The following is a 22478-nucleotide window of genomic DNA, read 5'->3' as shown; positions in this document are numbered from 1 at the left end:
GCCGTCAAAAGTCTCGCCGCCTTTTTCTTAGTCAGGGGTGTGATCCAGTTAAGGTTTGGGCTTTTATAATTACACGCTTGTCTGATCAATACTCACAAGCTGGTCTGCCTATAGCGCTTTAGGTGATCGGTGTCGGCACAATATATTTCATTGTTGTGCGCCTGTACCAGCTTCATTTTTACTATTTTATCCATTGGGCATTATTTTCTGCTTATTGGAAATAAGTCTCAATTGTAAAAAGGAATCCCTGTCATTTGCGAATAGGTTTGGCGCTTTATGCCAACTTATTTGTCATTGTTGTTACAGTTAAACTGAGGTAGATAATTTGTATTGAATCCCTCAAGGCACTCAGGTAGTTGCTTGCAGCTGGATAATGCTAACTTGGTAGTCGTATACCGGGGGGTAGGCGTTGAGGAACTGTTGCAGTCTTTTAGTATGGAGCGCACACCTGGTTTGCGGGGCAAGCCAGGTGTGCTGGCGTTACTACGACCCAAGGGGCTGATGGCGGGCCTGGATTGGCTGCTGGGAGCCGCGGTTGTTGGTGCGGCCTATTGGGTGCGAAGTGTAACTAGCCGGTGACTGTCACGTGGTTGGTCGGCACAAGTAAGGGGGAGCCCGGACAGGGTTGCCGGGCTCGGGACACTGTATCTGGATTAGATTTTGATGCCTTCAATATCCAGAATCATCTCAACTTTCTGAGATGCGGGTCCCAAGGTCTTGATACCGAAGTCTTTCAATTCAAACACAGTGGTTCCACTGAAGCCCTGGCGGTAACCGCCCCACGGGTCTTTACCGCCACCGATATTGGTGACATCAATCGAGATTGGCTTGGTGATACCGTGCAGGGTGAGTTCGCCGTTCAGGCGTGCTTCGCCGTTTTCGAGCGGTTCGAAGCTGGTGCTCTTGAAAGAGGCGGTGGGGTATTTGGCGGTATCGAGAAAATCGTCGCTGCGCAGGTGCTTGTCCCGCTCGGCGTGGTTACTGTTAAGACTATTTACATCGATATCAACATTGATAGTGGACTTCTCAGGCTGCTTTTCATCATAGAAAAAGGAGCCACTGAAATCGTCAAAGCGGCCATAGAGCCAGCTGTAACCCAGATGCTTAATACGGAATTGAACAAAGGCGTGGGCCCCTTTGGTGTCGATTTTGTATTCCGCTGCTTGGGCGACAGAGCCCATCAGGGCGGCAATCAGCAATACAGAGAGCTTCTTCATATCGTTTTTTTCCTTATTGGGGGGTTGAGAGTGTAGTTTCCACATGTGAGTGATCTTTTTCTGAGTTCTTTGCGCGAATGCCAAGCATCCTGCGCAAAGTGGCATCGCGGTCGATAAAGTGATGTTTCAGTGAAGCCAATATATGCAGGACCAGGAGCCCGATCAGACTCCAGGCAAGGATTTCATGAATAGAGCCGGCAAAATCTTCTTGATCTGGGAGGTCTTGAAGGGACGCCGGGATGCTGAACAGGCCAAAAACATCTATTGGCCGACCGTCAGCCGTGGATATCAGATATCCAGAAATCATAATAGCGAAGAGCAGCGTATAGAATATACCGTGGGTGGCTCCAGCTATACGTCTCTGCCAGGGCGGGGTGCCAGTACTGCTTACTGGAGTAGAATTAAATAGACGCCATAGCAGCCTGAATAATAATAAAGCCAGCAATATGATGCCGACGCCTTTGTGGATCTCCGGAGCTTGGCGATACCAGGGATCATAGTAGGATAGCTGGCGCATCCACCAGCCCAATATAAAAGTACCTATGACCGCCGGGGCCATGAGCCAGTGGAGGGCAATGGCTACCCAACCGTAGCCGGTGGCGCTGTTCCTGGCTTGCAAGTGTCTCTCCTATGGTTAATGCATCGTACTCAGAAAGGGGTGCTAGATTACAGCCTTTGTGGTCCGCTACCAATGGTCAGTCGATGGGTATGGGAAGGGGGTTCAGAATTTTAACTGAGGTGGGCTAGACCGTTCTGCCGGTGGCGCCTTCGCGCTCTGCGGCCTGAAGTATGCGCTCACAAACGATGATGTCCAGGGAGGTGGAGCGTTGTGCCAGCTGTTCAGCCAGCCAGCTGGTGGTGTGTTCCTCGTTCTCAAAGGCCAGTTGTTCCAGCTGCCAGATAACATTCAGCAACAGTTGACGCTCCAGTCCTATCTCTGCGACCTGGCTTGGGAACAGCTGTGGCTCCAGCAGCTCAAGATCATCGCGCTTTAGCACTAATTCGGTAAAGGTGGGGTACCAGAGACTGCTAAACGGCTCCGGACGCTGGTGATAGTCGAAGGTGATGCGCAGGTGGTTGCCATCGGCATCCTCGAGGAGAGGGGTGTCATGCTCGTACGCGGGCAGTGCGGGATTGTGTCGCAGGATATCTACGATTGCACGCCAATCACTGACATTTTCAAAGCAAAGTTTGACCGGCTCAATCAATTCCTGAATACCCTCGTGGTTCTCCAGGCTCAATTTTTGTCCGGGCCGATACCAATAGAGATCCAGCAGTTGCTCGTCGGCAAGGTCGGCCAGGTGTGTACTGGTCAAAGGTTCTTCAGACAAGGCGCTCAAGTGGTCGACAGCCTGCTTCACACTGAGCCACTGTTTGCGATGGAAAAATCGTTTGTTGGTGGTATTCCCCATGGGGTTCTCCCGGCGCTACGGCACCGGCAATTTTTACGACCTGGAGCCCCAAGTTTAGCAGCCGGTATGGGAAGGCCGGGGGCTATGCCGGCGCTAAAACGCCAGAATAGAAAAGTTGGCAATTTACACAGTCAAGGGAGGTACAATGGCGTTTTTTTCACACCCAAGGCTGCTGATTATGAGGCTAATAACCGGACTGTTGTCGCTGGCTTTTACTGTTCAGGCTTACGCTGGCGTGTCATTCGTCGCGCAGGAAACTGCCGACTACGCAGTCAAAAAGTACGAAGCTGCAATGACCGATACCCTGGCTGAGCTGGTGCAGTTTGAAACTGTCGCGCGTGCGAATGTGCCGCTGGAGGACAATCAAGCCTTTTCAGGCTTCAAGCAGTCACTCAAGCGCAAAGCTCTGTCGCTGGGGCTTGAGTATCAGGATCACGGTCACGTCCTCGTCGTTGCTTTGGGTGAAGGGGATGAGAAGCTTGGTATTGTGACCCACGGTGATGTCCAGCCAGCTAATCCCAAAAAATGGCAAAACAGCCCCTTTGTTTTGGATAGGGAAAGTGAGCCAGGCAAATTGGTCGCACGCGGCAGTGAGGATGACAAGGGGCCTATAGCGACAGCGCTCTATGCGATGAAAGCGATCAAAGATCAGGCTGTGCCGATGAAGCGCCGTGTGGAGTTATTGGTATACCTGGCTGAGGAGTCGGACTGGGCGCCTTTCAAAACTTTCCTTAAGACCTACTCGATTCCTGATTACAACATCACTATTGATGCCAGCTATCCGGTAGTTACTGCAGAAAAAGGGTGGAGTGAGGTACAGGTGACCGCGAAGGGGCAGGTTTCTGAAGATTTATCTGGTCCTCATTTAAAGAATTTCACTGGCGGTTACTTCAGGAGTCAGGTGCCAGATCATGCCCAGGTAACACTTTTTAATTCCAACGCAAAGCTTTTAAGTGCGATTCGTAGCCGGGCGGCAGAGCACAAAAATATAGAATTTGAATTTTTGGCTGTTGAGAACGGCCATCAAATAACCGCGAAGGGCGTCGCCATCCATAGTTCCGAACCAGAACACGGGATTAATGCCATCGCCTACCTCGCTGACATCCTCGCTGTCCACGATTGGCCGATGAATGCGTCGGGTACCCTGGTTCACTATCTGAACGACTTGGTTGGCACCGGGGTTTATGCTGAGAGCTTCGGTGGCATAGCATACAGCGATGGCTTTATGGGGCCGATGACGGCGGCAGTGACGATGGTTAAACAAGATGACGAAGGTCTGACTTGCTTTTTAAATCTTCGCCGCCCCACGGGTAAAAGTGCAGTTCAACTGGAAGGAGAAATACACTCCGCCCTGGCCGGCTGGCAGTCGAAAAGAAAGGTTAGCTTGGCGGGTATTGTAGTGACTCTGGGGACTCCTTACCGGGTTGACGGAGCAGCCCATGTTGAACCTCTCCTAGAAGTATTTCGCCACTTCAGTGGGATTAAAGATGCACAGCCGGTTTCAATCGGGGGCTCTACAAATGCTAAATTGTTGCCAAATGCTGTGAGTTTTGGCCCCTCTATGCCGGGACGGCCCTACACCGGACACTCTGAGCATGAATTTATCACTGTAGAGCAGTTCCGCATGAACTTAAAAATGTACACCGCGATGTTGATCGAGATAGGAAATTTATGAGCGAAGAGGCGCAGACCTAGAGGCTGTGATGAGATGAGAATCTATCTGAATAGTCGCAGATAGATTCCGTAAAATAACAATATCAAGGGTGATTCGAGGATCAGCAAGTAGCATCGCGGCAGTTCTCGGTGACAAGCCCTAAATCTTAATAGAGTTATTAGATGTTTAATTTTCTTCCCTATTTTTTGCTTCTGGTGATGTCTTCGCTGCTTTTGATTTTGAGTACACTTGTGTGCGCCATCCCAATACTCTTATTTGCAGTGGTCAGGTTGGTACTACCTTTTGCCGCTTTGCGTAAGCTTTTCGCCTCCTTTTTTATTGCATGCGCAGAAATGTGGATCACTTTAAATAAGGGCTGGATGAAGTTGACCCAAAGAACTCATTGGGATGTGGAGGGCGTGGATCAGCTCGATAAAAATGGATGGTATCTGATAACTGCAAACCATCAGAGCTGGGTGGATATATTTATCATGCAATCGATTTTCAATCGAAAAATCCCTTTCCTGAAATTTTTTATTAAGCAAGAGCTGATAAGAGTGCCGGTGATAGGGCTTTGTTGGTGGGCACTCGATTTCCCCTTTATGAAGCGCTATAACAAAGAATATTTGAAAAAGTATCCGGAGAGGCGGGGCCAGGATCTTGAGGCGACTAAGAAGTCGTGCGAGCGTTTCAAGGACATGCCGACCAGTATTATGAATTTCCTGGAAGGTACACGGTTCACCAAGGAAAAACATGCGAGGCAAAAATCGCCCTTTAAGCACTTATTAAAGCCTAAATCAGGCGGTATTGCCTTCGCCATGCACTGTATGGGGGAACAATTAAATCAGCTTTTAAATGTCACTATTGTCTACCCTGATGGTACTCCAACTTTCAATGATTTTCTTGGTGGCAAGCTAAAGCAGGTAATTGTTCGAGTTGAGCAGATACAATTGCCGAGTGAATTCTTTACTTCTGATTACACTACGGATCAAGAATTTCGGATAGAGTTTAATCGCTGGGTGAATGATTTGTGGACTGATAAGGATATGTTAATCGAAGACCTGTTGAAGAAAGACCAAGCTTGAATTTCTTCCTGTTGGGGCTCACTCAAGAGCCCCTTGTAAAAATTCTTATCAGAATTTTATAACCATATAGGGAGTTGGGCGCGAATCTCGTCCGGTTCACAGCCGACTAAATTCTTACCCGTTTCTCCAGCAATGGTGGCGCGGGTGGGTGTTTTCAGGACATCCCGCAAGCTGCCGACCATATAGGGCTCTGCAACGATGTAGAGTTTTTCGTAATGTCCCTCCTGTCGCCCTCGCTCCAGAGTGTGTGCAATTTCTTTGGCAAATTTCTCTCCATTGCGACGGTGTAATCCTGAAGAATTACCCATTGCATGTCGGCCCTGACCGTAACTGTCAAAGCTACGCCCGGGAGCATCGCTCTCTTGATCCCTGCCGGAGAGACGGGATTCCGGATGGATAAGCCCTCGGATTTCGTTAAGATTTCCCGCACGCTTGCTGGCTTCGAAGATTCTTGCTTGGGACTGGTTGGCCACAAGGACCCATGCTAGAGCCATGAACCTATCCTCGTTTAACTGCCTCCTATAATCCTAGTAACTGACAATGTGGGCCACGAACTTAGCTGGCTTTGTCAGGGTTTTCCAATTTTTTTAGAATAAAAATAAATTAAAAATATTCTTTCATTCTTTTTACGATGGATTTTACAGTCAGTTCTTCCTTCAGGGTGTCGCAGTATTTCCTAGACTGTACACAAGATGTGATAGGCGAAGCTGAGACTCTAGGGTCTCTCTTGCGCATCGTGCGATGTAGTGAAAGAAAGAGGTTGTAGTTATGAGTTTGATACCCAGAGGATCCCTGCTGGATCTCGATAATATGTTCGAGCAAATGCTCTCGCCATCGCGTGCGATTGGCTCAGAGCGGGAGGGATTTTTTTCGCCGCGTATTGATGTTAGTGAAAGAAAGAATTTGTATGTAATTAGTGCTGAATTACCTGGCGTGGGTAAGAATGACATTAATGTGACCTTGGAAAATGGGGTTTTAACCCTTGAAGCGGAGGTCCACCGGGAAGTCAAAGAAGAAAAACATGGTCGAGTACTTCGTCAGGAGCGGCGGTACGGTAAATTCCTACGCAGCTTCAATCTTGGAGAGGATGTGCGTGAGAGCGAGATCGACGCAAACTTCAAGGATGGGATACTGACGTTGACTGTGCCAAGGCACGAGGGCCACCCTCCTCAGAGAAAGCGTATTGAAGTGCATTGATCTCTGGATAAAGTGAGTGATGGGTGGCCACCTGTCACTCTTCCTTATGAGCGATTCCATTGTTCGAGGTGAGTATGAAAGTTAAACATGCAATGCATGAGGGCGCTACCTGGTGCACCCCGGATACACCATTACAAGAGCTGGCAAAAATACTGCGGGACGAAGATATTGGTGCAGTCCCTATCGGTGAAAAGGACAGGCTGGTGGGTATAGTGACTGATCGGGATATAGTGTGCCGCGGTGTTGCGCAGGGCGGTGATTTGAACTCACTGACTGCCCGTGATGTTATGACTGAAGGCATTGAGTGGTGCTGGGAGGAGGACGACTTACTCTCGGCTGTTCACAAGATGGAGCAACAGTTACTGCGTCGGATGCCAGTGCTAAATAGTGAAAAGCGGATGGTAGGTATTCTCAGTTTAGGCGATATCACCAGCGCAATCGCCAGTAAGCAAGGTGGTCAGTTTGCCGCGGCCATATCTTCTCACCATTAAGTGACAGAGTTAAGTCTGTAATGGCGTCCCTCACAGTTGCCAGCCAGAGGCAGCAGCTGTGGGTGAAGCCATTGTCAAATAGCCGTGATGAAGCTCTACAGCCTCTGGTTTGCTCAAGTGTCTAGGCCCCTGACTGACGCTCCTTCCCCGCAAAATTTAATTTGATCCTGTAGCTATTTGAAAATGACCTTGGACAATCGCTGCCAGCTTGGGTTGGTGCATAACCGCAAACCCTGCATATTAGATCAAGCCTCGACATACCTGGCTTGCGTTCAAACATCTCTATTCGGATTGGCTGGTGCTTAAAAAATACTTTTTAGTCGCTTGTTGGGAGCGCAACACTGAAATCAGTCGTATAATCCCCATTTTTTCTGAGGTTACTTATGACTGTGAGTCAGGCGCAATTATTACAACGTAGCGAGCATCGGTGTGAACTGTGCAAAGCTAACAATGAGTTGGCAGCTTATCCCGTCCCACAATCCAACGGCTATCCGAATGCTGAGGTCCTACTGTGCTTGACCTGTCGGGATCAGTTGGAAAACCCTGCACAAATTGATGGCGCGCACTGGCATTGCCTTTCCGACAGCATGTGGAATCCAGAGCCGGCAGTTCAGGTATTGGCGTGGCGGATACTTAAGCGCTTGTCCAGTGAAACCTGGGCCCAAGACCTGTTTGATATGCTCTATCTGGATGCCGATTTGCTAGCCTGGGCGGAAGCGGGGTCAATTCCACAAACCGATGACTTACCGATTCACCGGGATAGTAATGGTGTGCAGTTACTATCGGGAGATAGTGTGGTTATCATCAAGGATTTGGATGTAAAAGGCAGCAGTTTGGTGGCCAAGCGAGGCACCACAGTGCGAGGGATAAGCTTGACGGATAACCCGGAACAAGTAGAGGGAAGGGTTGAGGGGCAGCGAATTGTCATTTTGACCAAATTTGTCAAGAAGAGTGGCTGAGCAAGGACATCGTGACTGGCATTCAATATCCAATAAAGTAGCTGGTTAGGTACAAGATATCTCACCTGCCTATTTCTATTTTTTCTTGCTGAACACTGGATTGCCTAAAGTGCTGAAGTAAATTATTCATACCTTAGTAATGTCAGCTGACCCATGCTTTTATGGATCAGCTGATAATTTTAAGGGCGATGTAAGGTACGATATTAAAACCGATAATGAATATTTTATACTGAGCTAAATACTGAAAATAGGCTCTGCCTAGATCTTGTTCATTGAGTCTGAATATTCTCGCATGTACTCTTGTAATAACCTCTTTCCTTGTGACTATCCCTAAAGTGGATAGCAGTAGAATTATTGCATTGATAATTGAGGTCCAGCCTAAAAATTGGGTTAGATTTTCAATGGTCATAGATATTTCCTTTTGAGGCATTCTCGGTATGGCGAGGATGTTAGTGAAGTTATTTGAGGTCTGGGAATGGTAGATAGTATGGCACCACATCAGTAACATGTTAGTAGGGGTCAATGATAGAGCTAGTCCTTAGTGCCCCAGAGTGAATGTGTGATATGGATATCGTCAGGTGCCCTCTATAGTATATCCATATAAAACTTCTTGAGTCATTGCGCGATCACTAAATAGGGTCGTCGACACTTTAGCGGTAGCTGAATCATGAAACCTATCTATGAGATTCGTAGTGGTGCCCTAGCAGGCTTTAATATTTTGGTGCCGCAACTTGGTGGAAGCCCTTCCGGGATTCTGGCGAAAATGGGTTTGCCTGCCGATTGTACACGACGCCCGAATGTATTAATTCCCATTGCAACACTGACCGACCTTTTGAATATTTGTTCTCAGAAATTTGCCTGTGATGATTTTGGTCTACGCTTGGCTGACAAGCAAGGGCTGCGCATGCTGGGTGTATTGGGTAAGCTGATACTAGAAAGTAAAAATCTAAAAATAGCCTTGATGGCGACGCACCGATATATGGTATTACATAATCAGGCCGATCACTGGAAAATACAAGGGTCTGACGGCTTTTGGTTGGCGGAGAGAGTGAATCACTTTCCCTGCTCTGTTGCTGCAGAGCAATACAATGAACTTGCCATGGGCGCCGCCTACCGTTTGTTACGAGACATGGTCGGTGAAGAAATTGTCCCCCGCTCAGTATCCTTCCGACATAAGCAGGTATCATCGCAAAAGACCTACCGAGATTTTTTTGGTGTGGAGGCTTTGTTTGACCAGAGACGTGACTGCCTGATTTTTGAAGGAACCCTTATGGATCACTCTCTGGTTAAACCAGGGCAGGGTCTTATCAAATATTTTGATGAATTCACCCGGTGTTTATTGGGTGAGCATGGAGGGAATATTGGGAGGCAGGTGCAAGTATTAATTTTGCAAACTTTGGGGGCGCAACAGCACTCCCTAGTACAGATTTCTCGACTGTTGGGAATGCCTGCCAGAACACTACAGCGTCGCCTAAGTGAAGCAGGTACCTCCTTCAAACAGCTGCTACAGGATGCGCGTATGGAGACGGCATGCTGGCATCTTCGAGCCTCGAGTATAGATATTGGTCTCTTGTCTGCAAGCCTCGGATATACCGATATCAGTGCCTTTTCAAAAGCATTTCGGGTTATGCATGGGAGTTCCCCTTTGCAGTGGAGGAAGCGTCAGGAGGCCAGAGATTGATGTGTGGAAATAGCTTATCGGGGGAGTGTTCCTGCTACTGGCAGCCGTCATTTACCGAATTTCATTAGCATCTATTCTCCTGAGCTTTAGGTTTTGCACCGGTATTGATAGCCGGCTATGCTGGGCGCCATATAAGTAAACAACGAAAGGTATGAATGAAAATGGGTGCTGAGACAATTCGCTGTAAAGCAGCTGTGGCTTGGGGCGCCGGTGAGCGTTTAGTAATTGAAGATGTAGATGTAATGCCGCCCCAGCTCGGTGAGGTGCGTGTAAAGTTACATGCCACCGGAGTTTGTCATACAGATGCTTTTACCTTATCGGGAGATGACCCCGAAGGTGTATTTCCAGCGATTCTTGGGCATGAGGGAGCGGGTATTGTAGAGTCGGTTGGCGAGGGAGTCACCAGTGTATCGGTGGGGGATCATGTAATACCTCTTTACACTCCTGAATGCGGAGAGTGTAAATTCTGCCTTTCGGGAAAAACAAACCTGTGCCAGAAGATTAGAGCTACCCAAGGTAAAGGGCTAATGCCAGATGGCTCCACCCGATTCTCGGTAAATGGTCAGCCTATTTATCACTATATGGGCACATCGACTTTTTCTGAGTATACCGTGCTACCCGAAATTTCGGTCGCAAAAATAAACCCTGCAGCCCCCTCAAATGAAGTTTGCCTGCTGGGTTGCGGTGTTACCACGGGAATGGGGGCAGTAACCAATACCGCCAAGGTGGAGGCCGGTTCTTGTGTGGCAATTTTTGGCCTGGGTGGAATAGGTCTAGCTACAATCATTGGTGCCAAGATGGCCGGTGCTGCTCGGATTATTGGTATTGATATTAACGAAGAAAAATTTCCCTTGGCGAAAAAACTAGGCGCCACAGAGTGTATCAACCCCAAAGATTATAACCAGCCGATTCAGGATGTGATCGTGGGAATCACCAATGGCGGAGTAGATTACTCCTTCGAATGTGTGGGCAATGTAAATCTGATGCGGTCGGCATTGGAATCTTGTCATAAGGGTTGGGGCGAGTCCATTATTATTGGTGTTGCCGGAGCGGGTCAGGAAATCACTACCCGTCCATTTCAGTTAGTGACGGGTCGCGTTTGGAAGGGATCTGCCTTTGGCGGGGTAAAGGGCCGCTCAGAACTTCCTGCTTTTGTGGAACGCTATTTGGCCGGCGAATTTAAGTTGGATGACTTTATTACTCACACGATGCCCCTGTCACAGATTAATGATGCTTTTGACCTGATGCATGAAGGTAAAAGTATTCGCAGTGTTATTCACTTTGGTAAAGTTTAATAGGAAAGAAAACAATGTCTATTGAGCTGATAAATAGCACCAAGGCCTTTGATGGTTTACAGCAACAGTATCGACATAGCTCTAGGCTCCTAAACTGTCCGATGGTATTTTCCGTCTTTTTACCACAGGATAAGGAGGGGGATACAATACGGAAGTATCCAGTACTCTACTGGTTGTCAGGGCTCACCTGTACCGATGAAAACTTTAGTCAAAAGGCGGGAGCACAGCGACTTGCTGCCGAACTGGGCATTATTTTAGTGGTGCCAGATACCAGCCCCAGAGGTGATGGAGTAGCCGATGATTCGGCTTATGACCTGGGGCAGGGTGCTGGCTTTTATGTGAATGCAACTCAAGAACCTTGGAGGCAACATTATAGAATGTATGATTATATTGTTGACGAGCTTCCACAGTTGATAGAAATGCATTTTCCGACAAATAATAGACGCGGCATATTTGGGCATTCAATGGGTGGACATGGTGCTCTGGTGATAGGGATGCGTAATCCACAGCGTTATCAGTCTGTTTCTGCATTTAGTCCCATTTGTAATCCCATTGCCTGCCCCTGGGGAGAAAAGGCGCTGGGAGCATACTTGGGGGCGGATGCACAGAGCTGGGAAAATTACGATGCCACTGTATTGATTGGCCGGGCTGTGGAGCATCTGCCAATATTAGTTTCTCAGGGAGATCAAGATCAGTTTCTGGGGAAGCAACTCAAACCGCATGCCTTGCAGATAGCGGCAGAGGCCAGCGGTTATCCACTTAAGTTAGAGCATCATCAGGGTTACGATCACAGTTATTACTTTATTGCCTCATTTATAGAAGAGCACTTACGATTTCATGCCGATTTTTTGTTGAAGATAGATGCTTAAGTGCTTTCACTTTTTACAGCCTGTTTGTAGGGAAGGTAGTGAGCTGGTTAATGTAGTTTGATTGCTTGACTGGCTGCACAGGGATATTGGTCTGCGAAGCGAAAGTCACCCCCTTGGGCCGGGACAGAATTGTCTGGCTGCGGGGGTGCTGAGGAGTAGTGCCTTGCTACAGCTGGAGTGCCCGGCATTCACCTATTATTTCTGCTCTGTTCTGATCAAAGGTCTGTTCGATCAGGAACCATCCATTGGGGCAAAAGCTACTTTCAGCCAGTAGTAGTTCCATCCTCTGCTTTGCCAATTTTTTGATATCCCCTGAATTACGGCCTGGGCCACTCGCTCCGCTTGGCTCGCCACCGCCACCAGGGCCTTTACCACCGCCCCCTGGGCCTTTACCGCCACCTCCTGGGCCTTTACCGCCACCCCCTGGGCCTTTGCCACCACCGCTGGGTTGTTTTCCACGATCCCCCGGCCCGGAACCTATGGTCGCTTTGTAGGTGAAACGGCGGTGTCCCAGTTCAGTGATGTCGGTAATAAACGACTCCGTAGAGGGTATTTCTGGTGTCGAGCTACAGCCAGCAGCAAATAGAGCGGCGGCCATAGAGGCAAAGAAATGGACCTTCATTATTGTTACCCCATTATTGAATAAAAGCCTTTTTACGACATTAGCTAACCACAAATGTTGGTTAAGCAGAGTAAACAATTGTAAAGAGGGGGCAAAGCAGTAGGATTATCCAAGAGTGTCAGTTGCTACACCTCCCGAAAGGTTCCGTTGTAGAATCCACTATACGGTTTGCGATAGCCCCTATTTTGCAATAGCACCAATATAGCCGTACTTGCCAGAAGTTGTTCTGGTCGCAGAGTGATTGACGACTTGCTAACAATATTGAATACAAAGAGCTTCCCCATGAAACAGACACTGCTTGCATTGCTCGGCTGTACTTTTGCAGGAATTTGTTCTGCAGAGCCGCTTACTATTGAGCGCTTATTCTCTGATCCTGCTCTGAGTGGTGCTACCCCTCGTGCGCTGGAGTACTCCCCGGATGGCCGCCGTGTCACTTTTTTAAAAGGTCGGACTGACGACTACAACCGCTATGACCTCTGGGAATACAACCTGGAAGATAAGCAGTCTCGTGTACTGGTGAATTCCGATAAATTACACAGTGGAAGTGAAGAGCTCTCCGATGAAGAGAAGGCCAGGCGAGAACGCCAGCGGATTTACGGCAGTGGCATCATGGAATACAGCTGGTCAGAGGATGGCCAAGCTCTCTTATTTCCTCTGGCGGGAGATATTTACTACTACGACCTGGAAGAACACTCTTCACGCCGTTTAACGGCAACGGAAGACTTTGAGACCGATGTAAAGGTCTCACCAAAGGGACACTTTGTATCTTTTATCCGTGACCAAAATATTTTTGTCGTTGATTTGCAAACTGGCAATGAACGGCAACTGACCACAGATGGTGAAGGTCCTATTAAAAATGGTATGGCGGAGTTCGTAGCCCAAGAGGAAATGGGGCGAATGACGGGCTATTGGTGGTCTCCTGATGATCGATATATTGCCTACTTGCAGGTCGACGAATCTCCCGTAGATCAGGTAACCCGAAGTGAGATCTATGCAGACCGTATTGAAATGATACGGCAAAGGTATCCTGCGGCGGGCCGAGCCAATGCCAAAATACGTTTGGGCGTTATGAATCTTGATTCAGGGGATACGCGCTGGATTAACCTGGGGGATAATCAGGATATTTATATCCCTCGGGTTCAGTGGGCCCGTGATCATCTTTTGAGTTTCCAGTGGCAATCCCGTGATCAACAGAAACTCGAATTGCGAACCTACAACCTGAAAACAAAAAAAACGAAGATCCTTCTGACGGAATATAGTGATACCTGGGTAAACTTGAGCGACGATCTGTTTTTTTTAAAAAATAGCGATGAATTTATTTGGTCTTCAGAGCGGAATGGATTCAAACATCTTTATAAATATGATCTAAGTGGTAAATTGCAGTCACAATTGACCGCTGGAGACTGGGTGGTTGATGAGCTCGAAGCTGTTGATGAGACATTGGGGCGACTGTACTTTTCTTCACGAAAAGAGACTCCGATAGAGAGACATTTATACTCAGTATCAATCCAGGGAAAGAGTAATATTCTCAGAATCTCACAGCGCAGTGGTATGCACTCCATTGAGTTTTCCAAGGATGCTTCCGGTTATATTGATAAGTTTTCCAGTGTAACGACTCCTCCGCAGGTCAGTTTACATGACTCTGCCGGATCGAGAGTGACCTGGCTGGAAGAGAATGCAGTGGATCGCGATCATCCACTGTACCCGTATCAAAACCAGTGGATAGTCCCGGAGTTTGGCAATATCGAAGCACCCCATGGCCAGGACCTTCACTATCGACTATATAAGCCAGCAAATTTTGATCCCAAAAAACGCTATCCTGTAATGGTTTTTGTTTATGGTGGACCTCATGTACAGGTTGTTACCAATAGCTGGGATAGAGAATTCAATCAGTTTATGGCCCAACAGGGCTATATCGTTTTTTCTCTGGATAATCGCGGCTCTGCTAACCGTGGAGCTTCTTTTGAAAACCCAATATACAAAAATATGGGAACTCCAGAGGTGGAAGACCAAATTTCCGGGGTGAATTTCCTGCGTTCTTTACCTTACGTGGATAGTTCAAATATAGGCATCTACGGCCACAGCTACGGTGGCTATATGGCTTTAATGAGTATGTTTAAAGCCGGGGGCTACTTTAAAGCAGGAGTATCGGGCGCGCCAGTTACGGATTGGACGCTTTACGACACTCACTATACTGAACGCTATATGGGTAACCCAACAGTTGATATGGACTCTTACAAGACATCCTCTGTCTTCCCCTACGCAAAAAAATTACAGGGAGATTTGTTAATTTACCACGGCATGGCAGATGATAATGTGTTGTTTACCAATACCACCAAGTTGATTAAACAGTTGCAGGATGGTGGGCAGCAATTTGAATTAATGACATACCCGGGTAAGAAACACAGTTTGCGCGGTAAGCAAACCCGAATTCACCAATATAGTATGATAAAACAATTTTTTGATAGAAAATTAAAAAATCAAGGCTAGATTTTATCTAAATGTTAACAATAAAAAACCGAGGCATGACCTCGGTTTTTTATTGTTAAGGCGGGTGGTAGCTTATAAGGAGTTCAGTTTCCACCTATACGATTTCGCCTTATGATTCAGGCACATCAACTCGATCTAGATTCATTACCTTACTCCATGCCATAACAAAATCATTAATAAATTTTTGTGAGCTATCAGTTGAGGCGTAAACTTCGGCGACAGCTCTAAGCTCGGAATTTGAACCAAAAATCAAGTCGACAGGAGTTGCGGTCCATTTAACCTGGCCACTACTGCGATCTTTTCCTTCGTAAAGCCCTTCTGATTTTGCGGACTTGGTCCAGACGGTAGACATGTCTAGTAAATTCACAAAAAAATCATTTGTGAGTGTACCAGGGCGTTGAGTAAAAACCCCATTGGGGGATGAATCGGTATTTGTGTTGAGCGCACGCATACCACCAACAAGTACCGTCATTTCAGGCACGCTCAGTGTCAGCAGACTTGCTTTATCCACCAGCAATTCAGTGGGAGTCCTTCCATATCCATCGCCATAATAATTGCGAAATCCATCTGCCTGGGGTTGAAGTACAGCGAAGGATTGTATGTCCGTCTGCTGCTGGCTGGCATCAGTGCGCCCGGGTTTAAATGGAACTTTGATTTTATGCCCGTCTAGCTGGGCAGCTTGCTCTATAGCCGCAGCGCCTCCCAGAACAATGAGATCAGCCATGGATACCATTTTGTCACCGGACTGAGCGTCGTTGAATGCCTGCTGCACACTTGTGAGTTTTGTCAGGACTTGTGCCAGCTTATCGGGGTCATTCACTGGCCAGTCTTTTTGGGGGGCCAGGCGAATACGAGCTCCATTAGCTCCGCCACGAAAGTCTGAACCACGGAAAGTAGAGGCTGAAGCCCAGGCAGTTCTGATTAAATCTTGTACAGGTATGCCTGTTGCCATTAATTTGCCTTTAAGTTCATCAATATCATTGTCGTCAATGAGCGGATGATTAACCACGGGTACAGGGTCTTGCCAAATCAAATCCTCCTGGGGTACTTCGCTGCCCAGATAGCGAGCGCGAGGCCCCATATCCCGATGAGTCAGCTTGAACCAAGCTTTTGCAAAAGCACGTTGGAACTCTTCTGGATTTTCATGAAAGCGTTTGGCGATTTCCTTGTAGCTAGGGTCAAACTTCAGGGATAAATCTGTTGTAAACATTATGGGCGCATGACGCTTATTCTTATCGAAAGCATCGAGCACTAGGTTTGCTGCACTTTGATCGTCAGGAATCCACTGAACGGCGCCTGCGGGGCTTTTTGTTTTCACCCAGTTAAATTTAAATAAGTTGTTCAGATACTGTTGGCTCCAGTTAATAGGTACGGCAGACCAGGCACCTTCGAGCCCAGAAGTCATGGTGTCATCTGCATTTCCTTTTCCACATGTATTTTTCCAGCCTAGCCCCTGTTGCTCAATAGGTGCAGCGGCAGGTTCCGGGCCAAGGCAATCGGCTTTGACTGCGCCGTGCGCTTTACCAAACGTATGCCCCCCGGCGATCAACGCGACGGTTTCCTCATCATTCATGGCCATGCGCGCGAATGTTTCCCGTATATCTTGCGCCGCAGCGAGGGGATCTGGATTGCCGTTGGGTCCCTCAGGGTTAACATAGATAAGGCCCATTTGGACTGCTCCCAAAGGCTTGTCCAGTTCGCGATTGCCGGTATAACGTTCATCGCCGAGCATTTTTTTTTCGGGTCCCCAATAGATCAGATCGGGTTCCCAGTCATCTTCCCGCCCACCGGCAAAGCCATAAGTTGGGAAACCCATGGATTCCAATGCCACATTACCGGTCAAGACCATAAGATCCGCCCAGGACAGCTTGCGGCCGTATTTTTGCTTAATAGGCCAGAGTAGGCGACGGGCTTTATCTAAACTGGCATTATCTGGCCAGCTGTTGAGCGGGTCGAAGCGTTGTTGTCCACCGCGTGCACCGCCACGGCCATCTCCTATTCGATAGGTACCGGCACTGTGCCAAGCCATGCGGATCATAAAGGGACCGTAGTAACCATAGTCGGCAGGCCACCAGTCCTGAGAAGTTTTCAACTGAGTCTCGATATCTTTTTTTACGACGTTAAGATCCAGGGTTTTGAATTCCGCAGCATAGTTAAAATTATCCCCCATCGGATTGGATCTGGGTGAATGTTGTCTGAGGGGGCGTAGGTCCAGTTGATTCGGCCACCAAAATTGGTTAGTTTTTGGTTGCCCTTCTACCGCACCCTGCAGTGAAACAGGGTCGGTGACTACTTCTTCATGATTGTCTGCAACGCTGAGTGGCGCTATTAATGACATCATGATTACTGCGGCGACATAATTGTGAATATTTTCAAATAGCATTGAATGCAACTCCCTGCGATCGTTGGTATATCCTTCGACTTACTAATATATAGATGCTTGATAGTACGGCACTTAAAAAGAATTTATAAGGACTATTGACAAAGACAATCGCTGTTGGTTTATGCCAGATAGGTTTGCATAGGAAAATATTCAGGCTTCTTTTCTGGCGTAGAAAATCGAAAATTGATTGTTCTTTCACAGAGAATATAGATGCCAAACAACAATAAAGGAATAACGCTATAATGTTCGAACTGATTTTGGCAGAGATCCTTTGAAAAAATAGGCTCCCGGTAAGAGAGCCCAGTGAGTTTTATTTACAAACGGTTTCAAGTGCAAGCAATGGGCTCTGTCCGCTTTCCTTGGAACTCATATCCAGACCGTTAATGCCGCCCTCAGAAGCGATAATCAAGCCAGTATTATTGCCATTTAACCAGTTATCGATAATGCCCGAAGACTGTAGGTTAATAAGATGGCGACCAGTGGATGAAGGCGTAAAACTGTTAGCTTGCAGGCCTAAAATGTTGTCCCCCCCCACGGAATCCCAAGTGGCTGTCTGTTCGCGCCAGTCTTTGGTAGCCAGATATATGCCATAACTATTACTGGATGTGTTGGTCACATTAACCTCAAGCGTTGCATCGATATATTGGGTACATTGGAGATCGGCTAGATCAAAGCGGATTAGGCTGTAGATTTTTCCATAGATCAGATCGCTACCATCAGCAAGTAAGCCATCGCCGTCCGCATTAAAATTATTGTCTTCGGCTCTGGAGGAAATGAACACATCATCTGAGGCAACTAGTGAGACCTTCTCACTGGCGTTACCACCGCACTCGGCTAGCACTTTTAAAACGGGTGTGATTCCGCTTTCTTTTGAGGTTATATCGACGCCATTACTGCCATTTAGTGATGCAATTGCCAGCCCCGTATTCCCAGTAGTTTGCCAACTATCCAGGATGCCTGTGGAAGTAAGATCGATGGTGAGGATTCCGGTGGTGGAAGGGACAAAACTTGTTGCCAGTAGGGAGAGTACCGCCGAGCCCGCCACGGTATTCCAGGTGGCTGAGTCCTCCTCCCAGTCAGTTCCAGCCAAGTAAATACCATAACTATTACTTGACCTGTTGGTAATATTTAGCTCAAGCTCTACGGCGCTGATTGCGGAGCAGGTAGATAAATCGGACAGGTCGAATTGAATTAAAGAATAAAGACTACCGTAAGTACTATCGCTACCATCAGCGAGCAGACCGTCGGAGTCACCGTTGAAATTACTGGAGGCGTATCGGGATGATATAAATGTATCATCACTGACGGGTAAAGACAGGGTGCTTCCGCTATTGCCATCCTCAACAATAATACTTCTACCTGAAGTATTTTGTGCGAGAGTCATAGTTTTTCCAATACGATTGGCGCTCCACCAATTGATATTCTGGGGTAGAACTATCGGATCATTCGCACGTTCCTCACGGCTCAGTGTATGCGCCGTATTGTCAAATTGGGCAGTGCGGACAATCAGCTGTTCAGGGCTAACTTGGATTACTTTATATTGCTGAATACTGGCCATATCAATGGTCCAGAATTTGGCGTCATTTGCTGAACGTGCGGGAGCCCCCCAGCTTCCTTCGCCGACATAGACCGTGCCACCAGAGTCACTGATAGAAAAATCGTTATTACTTGGCGCTACGGCTTCGGTGAGTTTGGTCAAGTGGGTATCTGATTCAACTACTAGGTTCATGGCAAAGTCATAAAATGGGTGTGCCCACCAGTTGAAGAGCGTTGGGTTTTCAGATTTACCACTGTAATGGGGAAACATAGGCTTGTGATATTGGGCAAATCGCCAGTTGCTGTAGGCCCCACTACTCGACAAGTCATTTTCCAGCCAATTATTCATCGCCGTTGCATAGGACGACCAGCCACTATCTTGGAATTGGCTGTTTAATGTATAGACTCGTAACAGCGGGGAAATTTGGACTGCTCCATAAGTGTCACTGGGATTACAAGTCCCATCTCCATTGAAGTCTATGCCAAATACCTGGCAGGTTGTCGAGTAGTTACCATCCTCGTGATTGCCGTGAGTGGGAATCAATGGGTATATACGTTTATAGCTATAGCCGTCTATCGAGTCGTCCGAGTAGGTTAGCGCCCAGTCGTCAAGAAACTCATCCATTTCAGATGCGCTATTGGCATTAGTGAAATCACCTCCGTGCATGACTGCCAGGGGGCGAATTTTTGCGAGCAGAGCATTGCCTTCACGTCTGGTTGTATGCCCTGTACGAGTATCTCCACCGGCAATAACCACAAAGGGGGTTTTATCACTCGGAGCGGTTTTAAACCAGAATCGATCACCACAACCATCCTGATCACATATTCGATAGTAAATAGCGGAATTTGGAGTTAGGTCTTCCAGCCTCACGAAATGACTATTTAAACTGCCATCAAAAGTATAAGTTGAATTGATTGATTGACTATTCCAACTCTCTTCATTGGTGGAGTAGCCGAAGTTGATGTAGGGATTATTGCTGCTACCGTCAGGTGAAAAACCAATGACTGCACTGATTGATGCATCGCCATCCCAGGCAAGCCTATGGTGTTTGGTAGCTGCGCTGGCATCAATGGCGAAAATTAGAGTCGAGATAGAAAAAGCACCGCTTAAGATTCGTCTCATGGGATTTTCCTATAAAGTATGGTTGGGAGCACCGCTGTAAATGGCAGGTTAGAGAAGCTGGAAATGGCGCGCCGCAATTATTATTGATTTTTATTACAGGCTGTTGAATGACTGGAGACTAAGCGAACAAAAGCTGCATTTTTATAAGGAATTGTGATGGTTTCGGCATTAATGAAATTTACAGCTCCGGCACCGGTATTTAAATACTGATACACGCCGAATAATGGACGGTTGGAATCACTTGTCCAATAGTCCCCCCTTTGGGTCTTGGGAAAATACTCACTCTCAATCATTGCTTTCCCTGGCTTATTCTGTTTAAAAGTGATTGATCTTAATTCTGTAATAGTAGGTAGTCTCCAGCTGGTAGAGGTACATAGCGCTTGCTTGTTAGTTCTGCGAATCAAATCTTCAGTATCACAGCGTTCTTTTTCAAAATAGCAGTCCCCATTATTGGCAATGCCTTCCTCAAACTGATACCAGGAATAAGTCCACTTGCCATCATGGATTCCCTCGTCATCAGTTTTCACCTCCCAAAGGAGGCCGCTGTCCGTGTCACAGATGCATGACCAAGGCCCGGCCCAGGCCGCCATGGGGCTGCCTTGTCTGTCCACTTTAATAAGTTTGTGTTGCTTGGACTTCGGTGGGGAGGGGGTGTGTAAAATAGTGACTAGGATAGCTATTAGCGGGTATACAAAAATCCAGAAAATACGAACTATCATGATTAATTAGTCAACTCTAATTTTATTGCCCGAGAGTGGCGTGTGTGCGCAACCTGTGAGTGGTCGAAGGCGGAAACCCAAATACAAACACCATCTTTAATGGCGACATCTAACGGTGAGTTGGTATTCAGCTTTCGGACCATCTCCATGGACCAGATACCATCTTGCCAGACTGCATGTGCCCTGACATCAGCACGATCACCTTCAAAGCGGTTTGATGTATAAAGAACTGATGGCATCAGGGTGCCGAGTGGATAGATATCACTATTTTCGCTGTAGGGTTGATAGTCAAACCAGGGAATTGTCCAATCGGGATTAACATCTGCTTGCTGAATAGCAGAGGCAGAGCGCTGATTTTTCGGTATTCGCTTCGGGGTGATCACTTCAGGGGAATACCATGCCCAGTTCATTAGATATGCACCTGACTCTTTTCCATCCTGGAGGTAACCTGCGGTATAGCGGCGCGCCCCGGGCCTGACTTTATCTGGATTTCCAATATAGCTATCATCCGCTAAATACATTTGATTGGTTCGAACAGCTTTCCAATGCCAGAGATCATGTCGTTTACTCGAAGTGCTATAGTGATAACCCTTACCATGCCAGTTTGCTGGCATATTACTCAGAGGCTTTCGACCCAAATGCGATGTGCCTGCCGCACCATAATCGCAAGAGTTAGAGATTAATATGGCGAATTTATCTTCATAGTATTTCGTTTCGTTAAAACTGTGAAAGCCTTGTTGCTGTATTTTCCAGCCTTTTTCTATTTTTTCCAAAGGTAGGTGCTTGAGGCTCTCAGTTGGGTCTTCCCAGGCGATATGCATGTAGACCTCCAGGCCATTATGAAGTGCCTGTATGTTTACAGTCGACTTGCCATTGTAAAAGTTGGCACCTCCATCAGTGTGAATTTTTATTGGGTGTGCCAGCTTCCAGGCGGACTCCCGCGGAAATCCATCAATTTCTATGACTGTATTCGCACTGATTTTATTGATAGCTAAATTAAAATAGGATTCGTTGTGTATTAAAATCCAGGTTGTAAATAAAATGACCGTGACACCCAGGCTTGTGATAACGGTGGGTTTGTATCCTGAGGTTACTTTCGGTAAGACTTGCCCTGCTACTTGAATACCATGAGTTGCCAGATAAACCCCGGCATGCATGAATATATAGAGAAATACCCCAGTTGCGCCAAAAAAGTGTATCTGTCGGAATATTGCACTATTGCTACTGCCAATAAACAATCCCCAGCCGCTGACTAGCATAAGCCCCATACAGGCGACGCCGAGTCGCGTAACTATTTTATGGTATCCGGCTGTACACGCAGATTTTTCAGGGGGATTCGATAAATTTTCCAGTAGAGTTTTAAATTTGTAGATGAAATATGCAATGAAGATACTAGAGAGAAGGATTGCGGAAATAAAATGGAAACTGTGAACTTGTCCCTGAGGCAATAGCTCTTCAATATGAAGGATGGCCGGCTTGCTGAGTGTGGATATACGCAACCCGGTCAACAGGCTACAGACGACGGCAATAATGGCCGCACTGTGCAGTATTGTCCACAGGGTGCTCTTTGGTCTGTACGCCATGAATGAGCCTTAAAAAGGGCTTAGGCTAAAGCTAGACTGTGGCATTTTCGTGAAGGCTAAATCGGATTTACAAAAGAGTAGGTCATCATTTACGTGAGAAGTTCCCAGAGGTAGTGTTCAGAATTCTGTGTCATTTCTTTACTATTAGCAAAAAAGAGATGA

At 47.2% G+C, this 22478-nt stretch carries 20 protein-coding genes; 10 read left to right on the top strand and 10 right to left on the bottom strand.

Annotated features, from left to right (window positions below; genetic code table 11):
- Nucleotides 1–360: 360 nt before the first annotated feature.
- A complete protein-coding gene (locus MO867_RS04370; protein ID WP_252464975.1) occupies nt 361–579 on the top strand; it encodes a hypothetical protein in 219 nt (72 codons plus the stop codon).
- A 74-nt stretch (nt 580–653) separates the two neighbouring features.
- On the opposite strand, the gene MO867_RS04365 is transcribed toward MO867_RS04370, so the two are convergent.
- From MO867_RS04365 to MO867_RS04355, 3 genes are all read right to left on the bottom strand, one after another.
- Nucleotides 654–1217, bottom strand: coding sequence for a YceI family protein (locus MO867_RS04365; RefSeq protein ID WP_252464973.1), 564 nt, complete (start codon nt 1215–1217; stop codon nt 654–656).
- A 13-nt stretch (nt 1218–1230) separates the two neighbouring features.
- Nucleotides 1231–1836, bottom strand: coding sequence for a cytochrome b (locus MO867_RS04360; RefSeq protein WP_252464971.1), 606 nt, complete (start codon nt 1834–1836; stop codon nt 1231–1233).
- 124 nt (nt 1837–1960) lie between these two features.
- Nucleotides 1961–2629, bottom strand: a complete 669-nt coding sequence (locus tag MO867_RS04355; RefSeq protein ID WP_252464969.1) for a hypothetical protein — start codon at nt 2627–2629, stop codon at nt 1961–1963.
- Between the two features lie 145 nt (nt 2630–2774).
- Between MO867_RS04355 and MO867_RS04350 the strand changes: the two genes are divergently transcribed.
- Together MO867_RS04350 and yihG are read left to right on the top strand one after the other, a co-directional pair.
- Entirely contained in the window at nt 2775–4304 is a 1530-nt protein-coding gene (locus MO867_RS04350) for a dipeptidase (RefSeq protein WP_252464967.1), read from the top strand.
- A 161-nt stretch (nt 4305–4465) separates the two neighbouring features.
- Nucleotides 4466–5368, top strand: a complete 903-nt coding sequence (gene yihG, locus MO867_RS04345; RefSeq protein WP_252464965.1) for a 1-acylglycerol-3-phosphate O-acyltransferase, YihG family — start codon at nt 4466–4468, stop codon at nt 5366–5368.
- A gap of 56 nt (nt 5369–5424) precedes the next feature.
- On the opposite strand, the gene MO867_RS04340 is transcribed toward yihG, so the two are convergent.
- On the bottom strand, nt 5425–5862 hold the full coding sequence (locus MO867_RS04340) for a host attachment protein (RefSeq protein ID WP_252464963.1): 438 nt from the start codon (nt 5860–5862) through the stop codon (nt 5425–5427).
- A gap of 274 nt (nt 5863–6136) precedes the next feature.
- Between MO867_RS04340 and MO867_RS04335 the strand changes: the two genes are divergently transcribed.
- From MO867_RS04335 to MO867_RS04325, 3 genes are all read left to right on the top strand, one after another.
- Entirely contained in the window at nt 6137–6565 is a 429-nt protein-coding gene (locus MO867_RS04335) for an Hsp20/alpha crystallin family protein (RefSeq protein WP_252464961.1), read from the top strand.
- 74 nt (nt 6566–6639) lie between these two features.
- Nucleotides 6640–7056, top strand: coding sequence for a CBS domain-containing protein (locus tag MO867_RS04330; protein ID WP_252464959.1), 417 nt, complete (start codon nt 6640–6642; stop codon nt 7054–7056).
- Between the two features lie 383 nt (nt 7057–7439).
- Entirely contained in the window at nt 7440–8015 is a 576-nt protein-coding gene (locus tag MO867_RS04325) for a PhnA domain-containing protein (RefSeq protein WP_252464957.1), read from the top strand.
- A gap of 166 nt (nt 8016–8181) precedes the next feature.
- Here the strand turns inward: MO867_RS04325 and MO867_RS04320 are convergent, their stop codons facing one another.
- The gene (locus MO867_RS04320; RefSeq protein ID WP_252464955.1) at nt 8182–8424 is read right to left on the bottom strand and encodes a DUF6868 family protein; all 243 of its coding nucleotides are present in this window, start codon (nt 8422–8424) and stop codon (nt 8182–8184) included.
- 258 nt (nt 8425–8682) lie between these two features.
- Here MO867_RS04320 and MO867_RS04315 point away from each other — a divergent pair, with 258 nt between their 5' ends.
- The 3 genes from MO867_RS04315 (at nt 8683) to fghA (ending at nt 11860) form a co-directional block, all read left to right on the top strand.
- The gene (locus MO867_RS04315; RefSeq protein ID WP_252464953.1) at nt 8683–9696 is read left to right on the top strand and encodes an AraC family transcriptional regulator; all 1014 of its coding nucleotides are present in this window, start codon (nt 8683–8685) and stop codon (nt 9694–9696) included.
- Between the two features lie 161 nt (nt 9697–9857).
- Entirely contained in the window at nt 9858–10991 is a 1134-nt protein-coding gene (locus MO867_RS04310; protein WP_252464951.1) for an S-(hydroxymethyl)glutathione dehydrogenase/class III alcohol dehydrogenase, read from the top strand.
- 14 nt (nt 10992–11005) lie between these two features.
- A complete protein-coding gene (gene fghA / locus MO867_RS04305; RefSeq protein ID WP_256473762.1) occupies nt 11006–11860 on the top strand; it encodes an S-formylglutathione hydrolase in 855 nt (284 codons plus the stop codon).
- A 166-nt stretch (nt 11861–12026) separates the two neighbouring features.
- Here fghA and MO867_RS04300 read toward each other — a convergent pair whose 3' ends face one another.
- Nucleotides 12027–12482, bottom strand: coding sequence for a hypothetical protein (locus MO867_RS04300; protein WP_252464949.1), 456 nt, complete (start codon nt 12480–12482; stop codon nt 12027–12029).
- Between the two features lie 282 nt (nt 12483–12764).
- Between MO867_RS04300 and MO867_RS04295 the strand changes: the two genes are divergently transcribed.
- Entirely contained in the window at nt 12765–14972 is a 2208-nt protein-coding gene (locus MO867_RS04295; protein WP_252464947.1) for a S9 family peptidase, read from the top strand.
- Nucleotides 14973–15081: 109 nt separating this feature from the next.
- Here MO867_RS04295 and katG read toward each other — a convergent pair whose 3' ends face one another.
- The 4 genes from katG to MO867_RS04275 all read right to left on the bottom strand — a co-directional run bounded on the left by katG (nt 15082) and on the right by MO867_RS04275 (nt 22316).
- Nucleotides 15082–17355, bottom strand: a complete 2274-nt coding sequence (gene katG / locus MO867_RS04290) for a catalase/peroxidase HPI (RefSeq protein WP_252464945.1) — start codon at nt 17353–17355, stop codon at nt 15082–15084.
- Between the two features lie 310 nt (nt 17356–17665).
- On the bottom strand, nt 17666–20014 hold the full coding sequence (locus MO867_RS04285) for a DNRLRE domain-containing protein (protein ID WP_252464943.1): 2349 nt from the start codon (nt 20012–20014) through the stop codon (nt 17666–17668).
- Nucleotides 20015–20094: 80 nt separating this feature from the next.
- On the bottom strand, nt 20095–20604 hold the full coding sequence (locus MO867_RS04280) for an Lcl C-terminal domain-containing protein (protein ID WP_252464941.1): 510 nt from the start codon (nt 20602–20604) through the stop codon (nt 20095–20097).
- Between the two features lie 131 nt (nt 20605–20735).
- The gene (locus MO867_RS04275) at nt 20736–22316 is read right to left on the bottom strand and encodes an ethylbenzene dehydrogenase-related protein (RefSeq protein ID WP_373565860.1); all 1581 of its coding nucleotides are present in this window, start codon (nt 22314–22316) and stop codon (nt 20736–20738) included.
- Between the last annotated feature and the right edge of the window lie 162 nt (nt 22317–22478).

This window comes from Microbulbifer okhotskensis, from assembly GCF_023895975.1.
Classification (GTDB): domain Bacteria; phylum Pseudomonadota; class Gammaproteobacteria; order Pseudomonadales; family Cellvibrionaceae; genus Microbulbifer; species Microbulbifer okhotskensis.
Note: the sequence above shows the minus strand (reverse complement) of the source record. Positions and strands in the feature narration are given on the sequence as shown.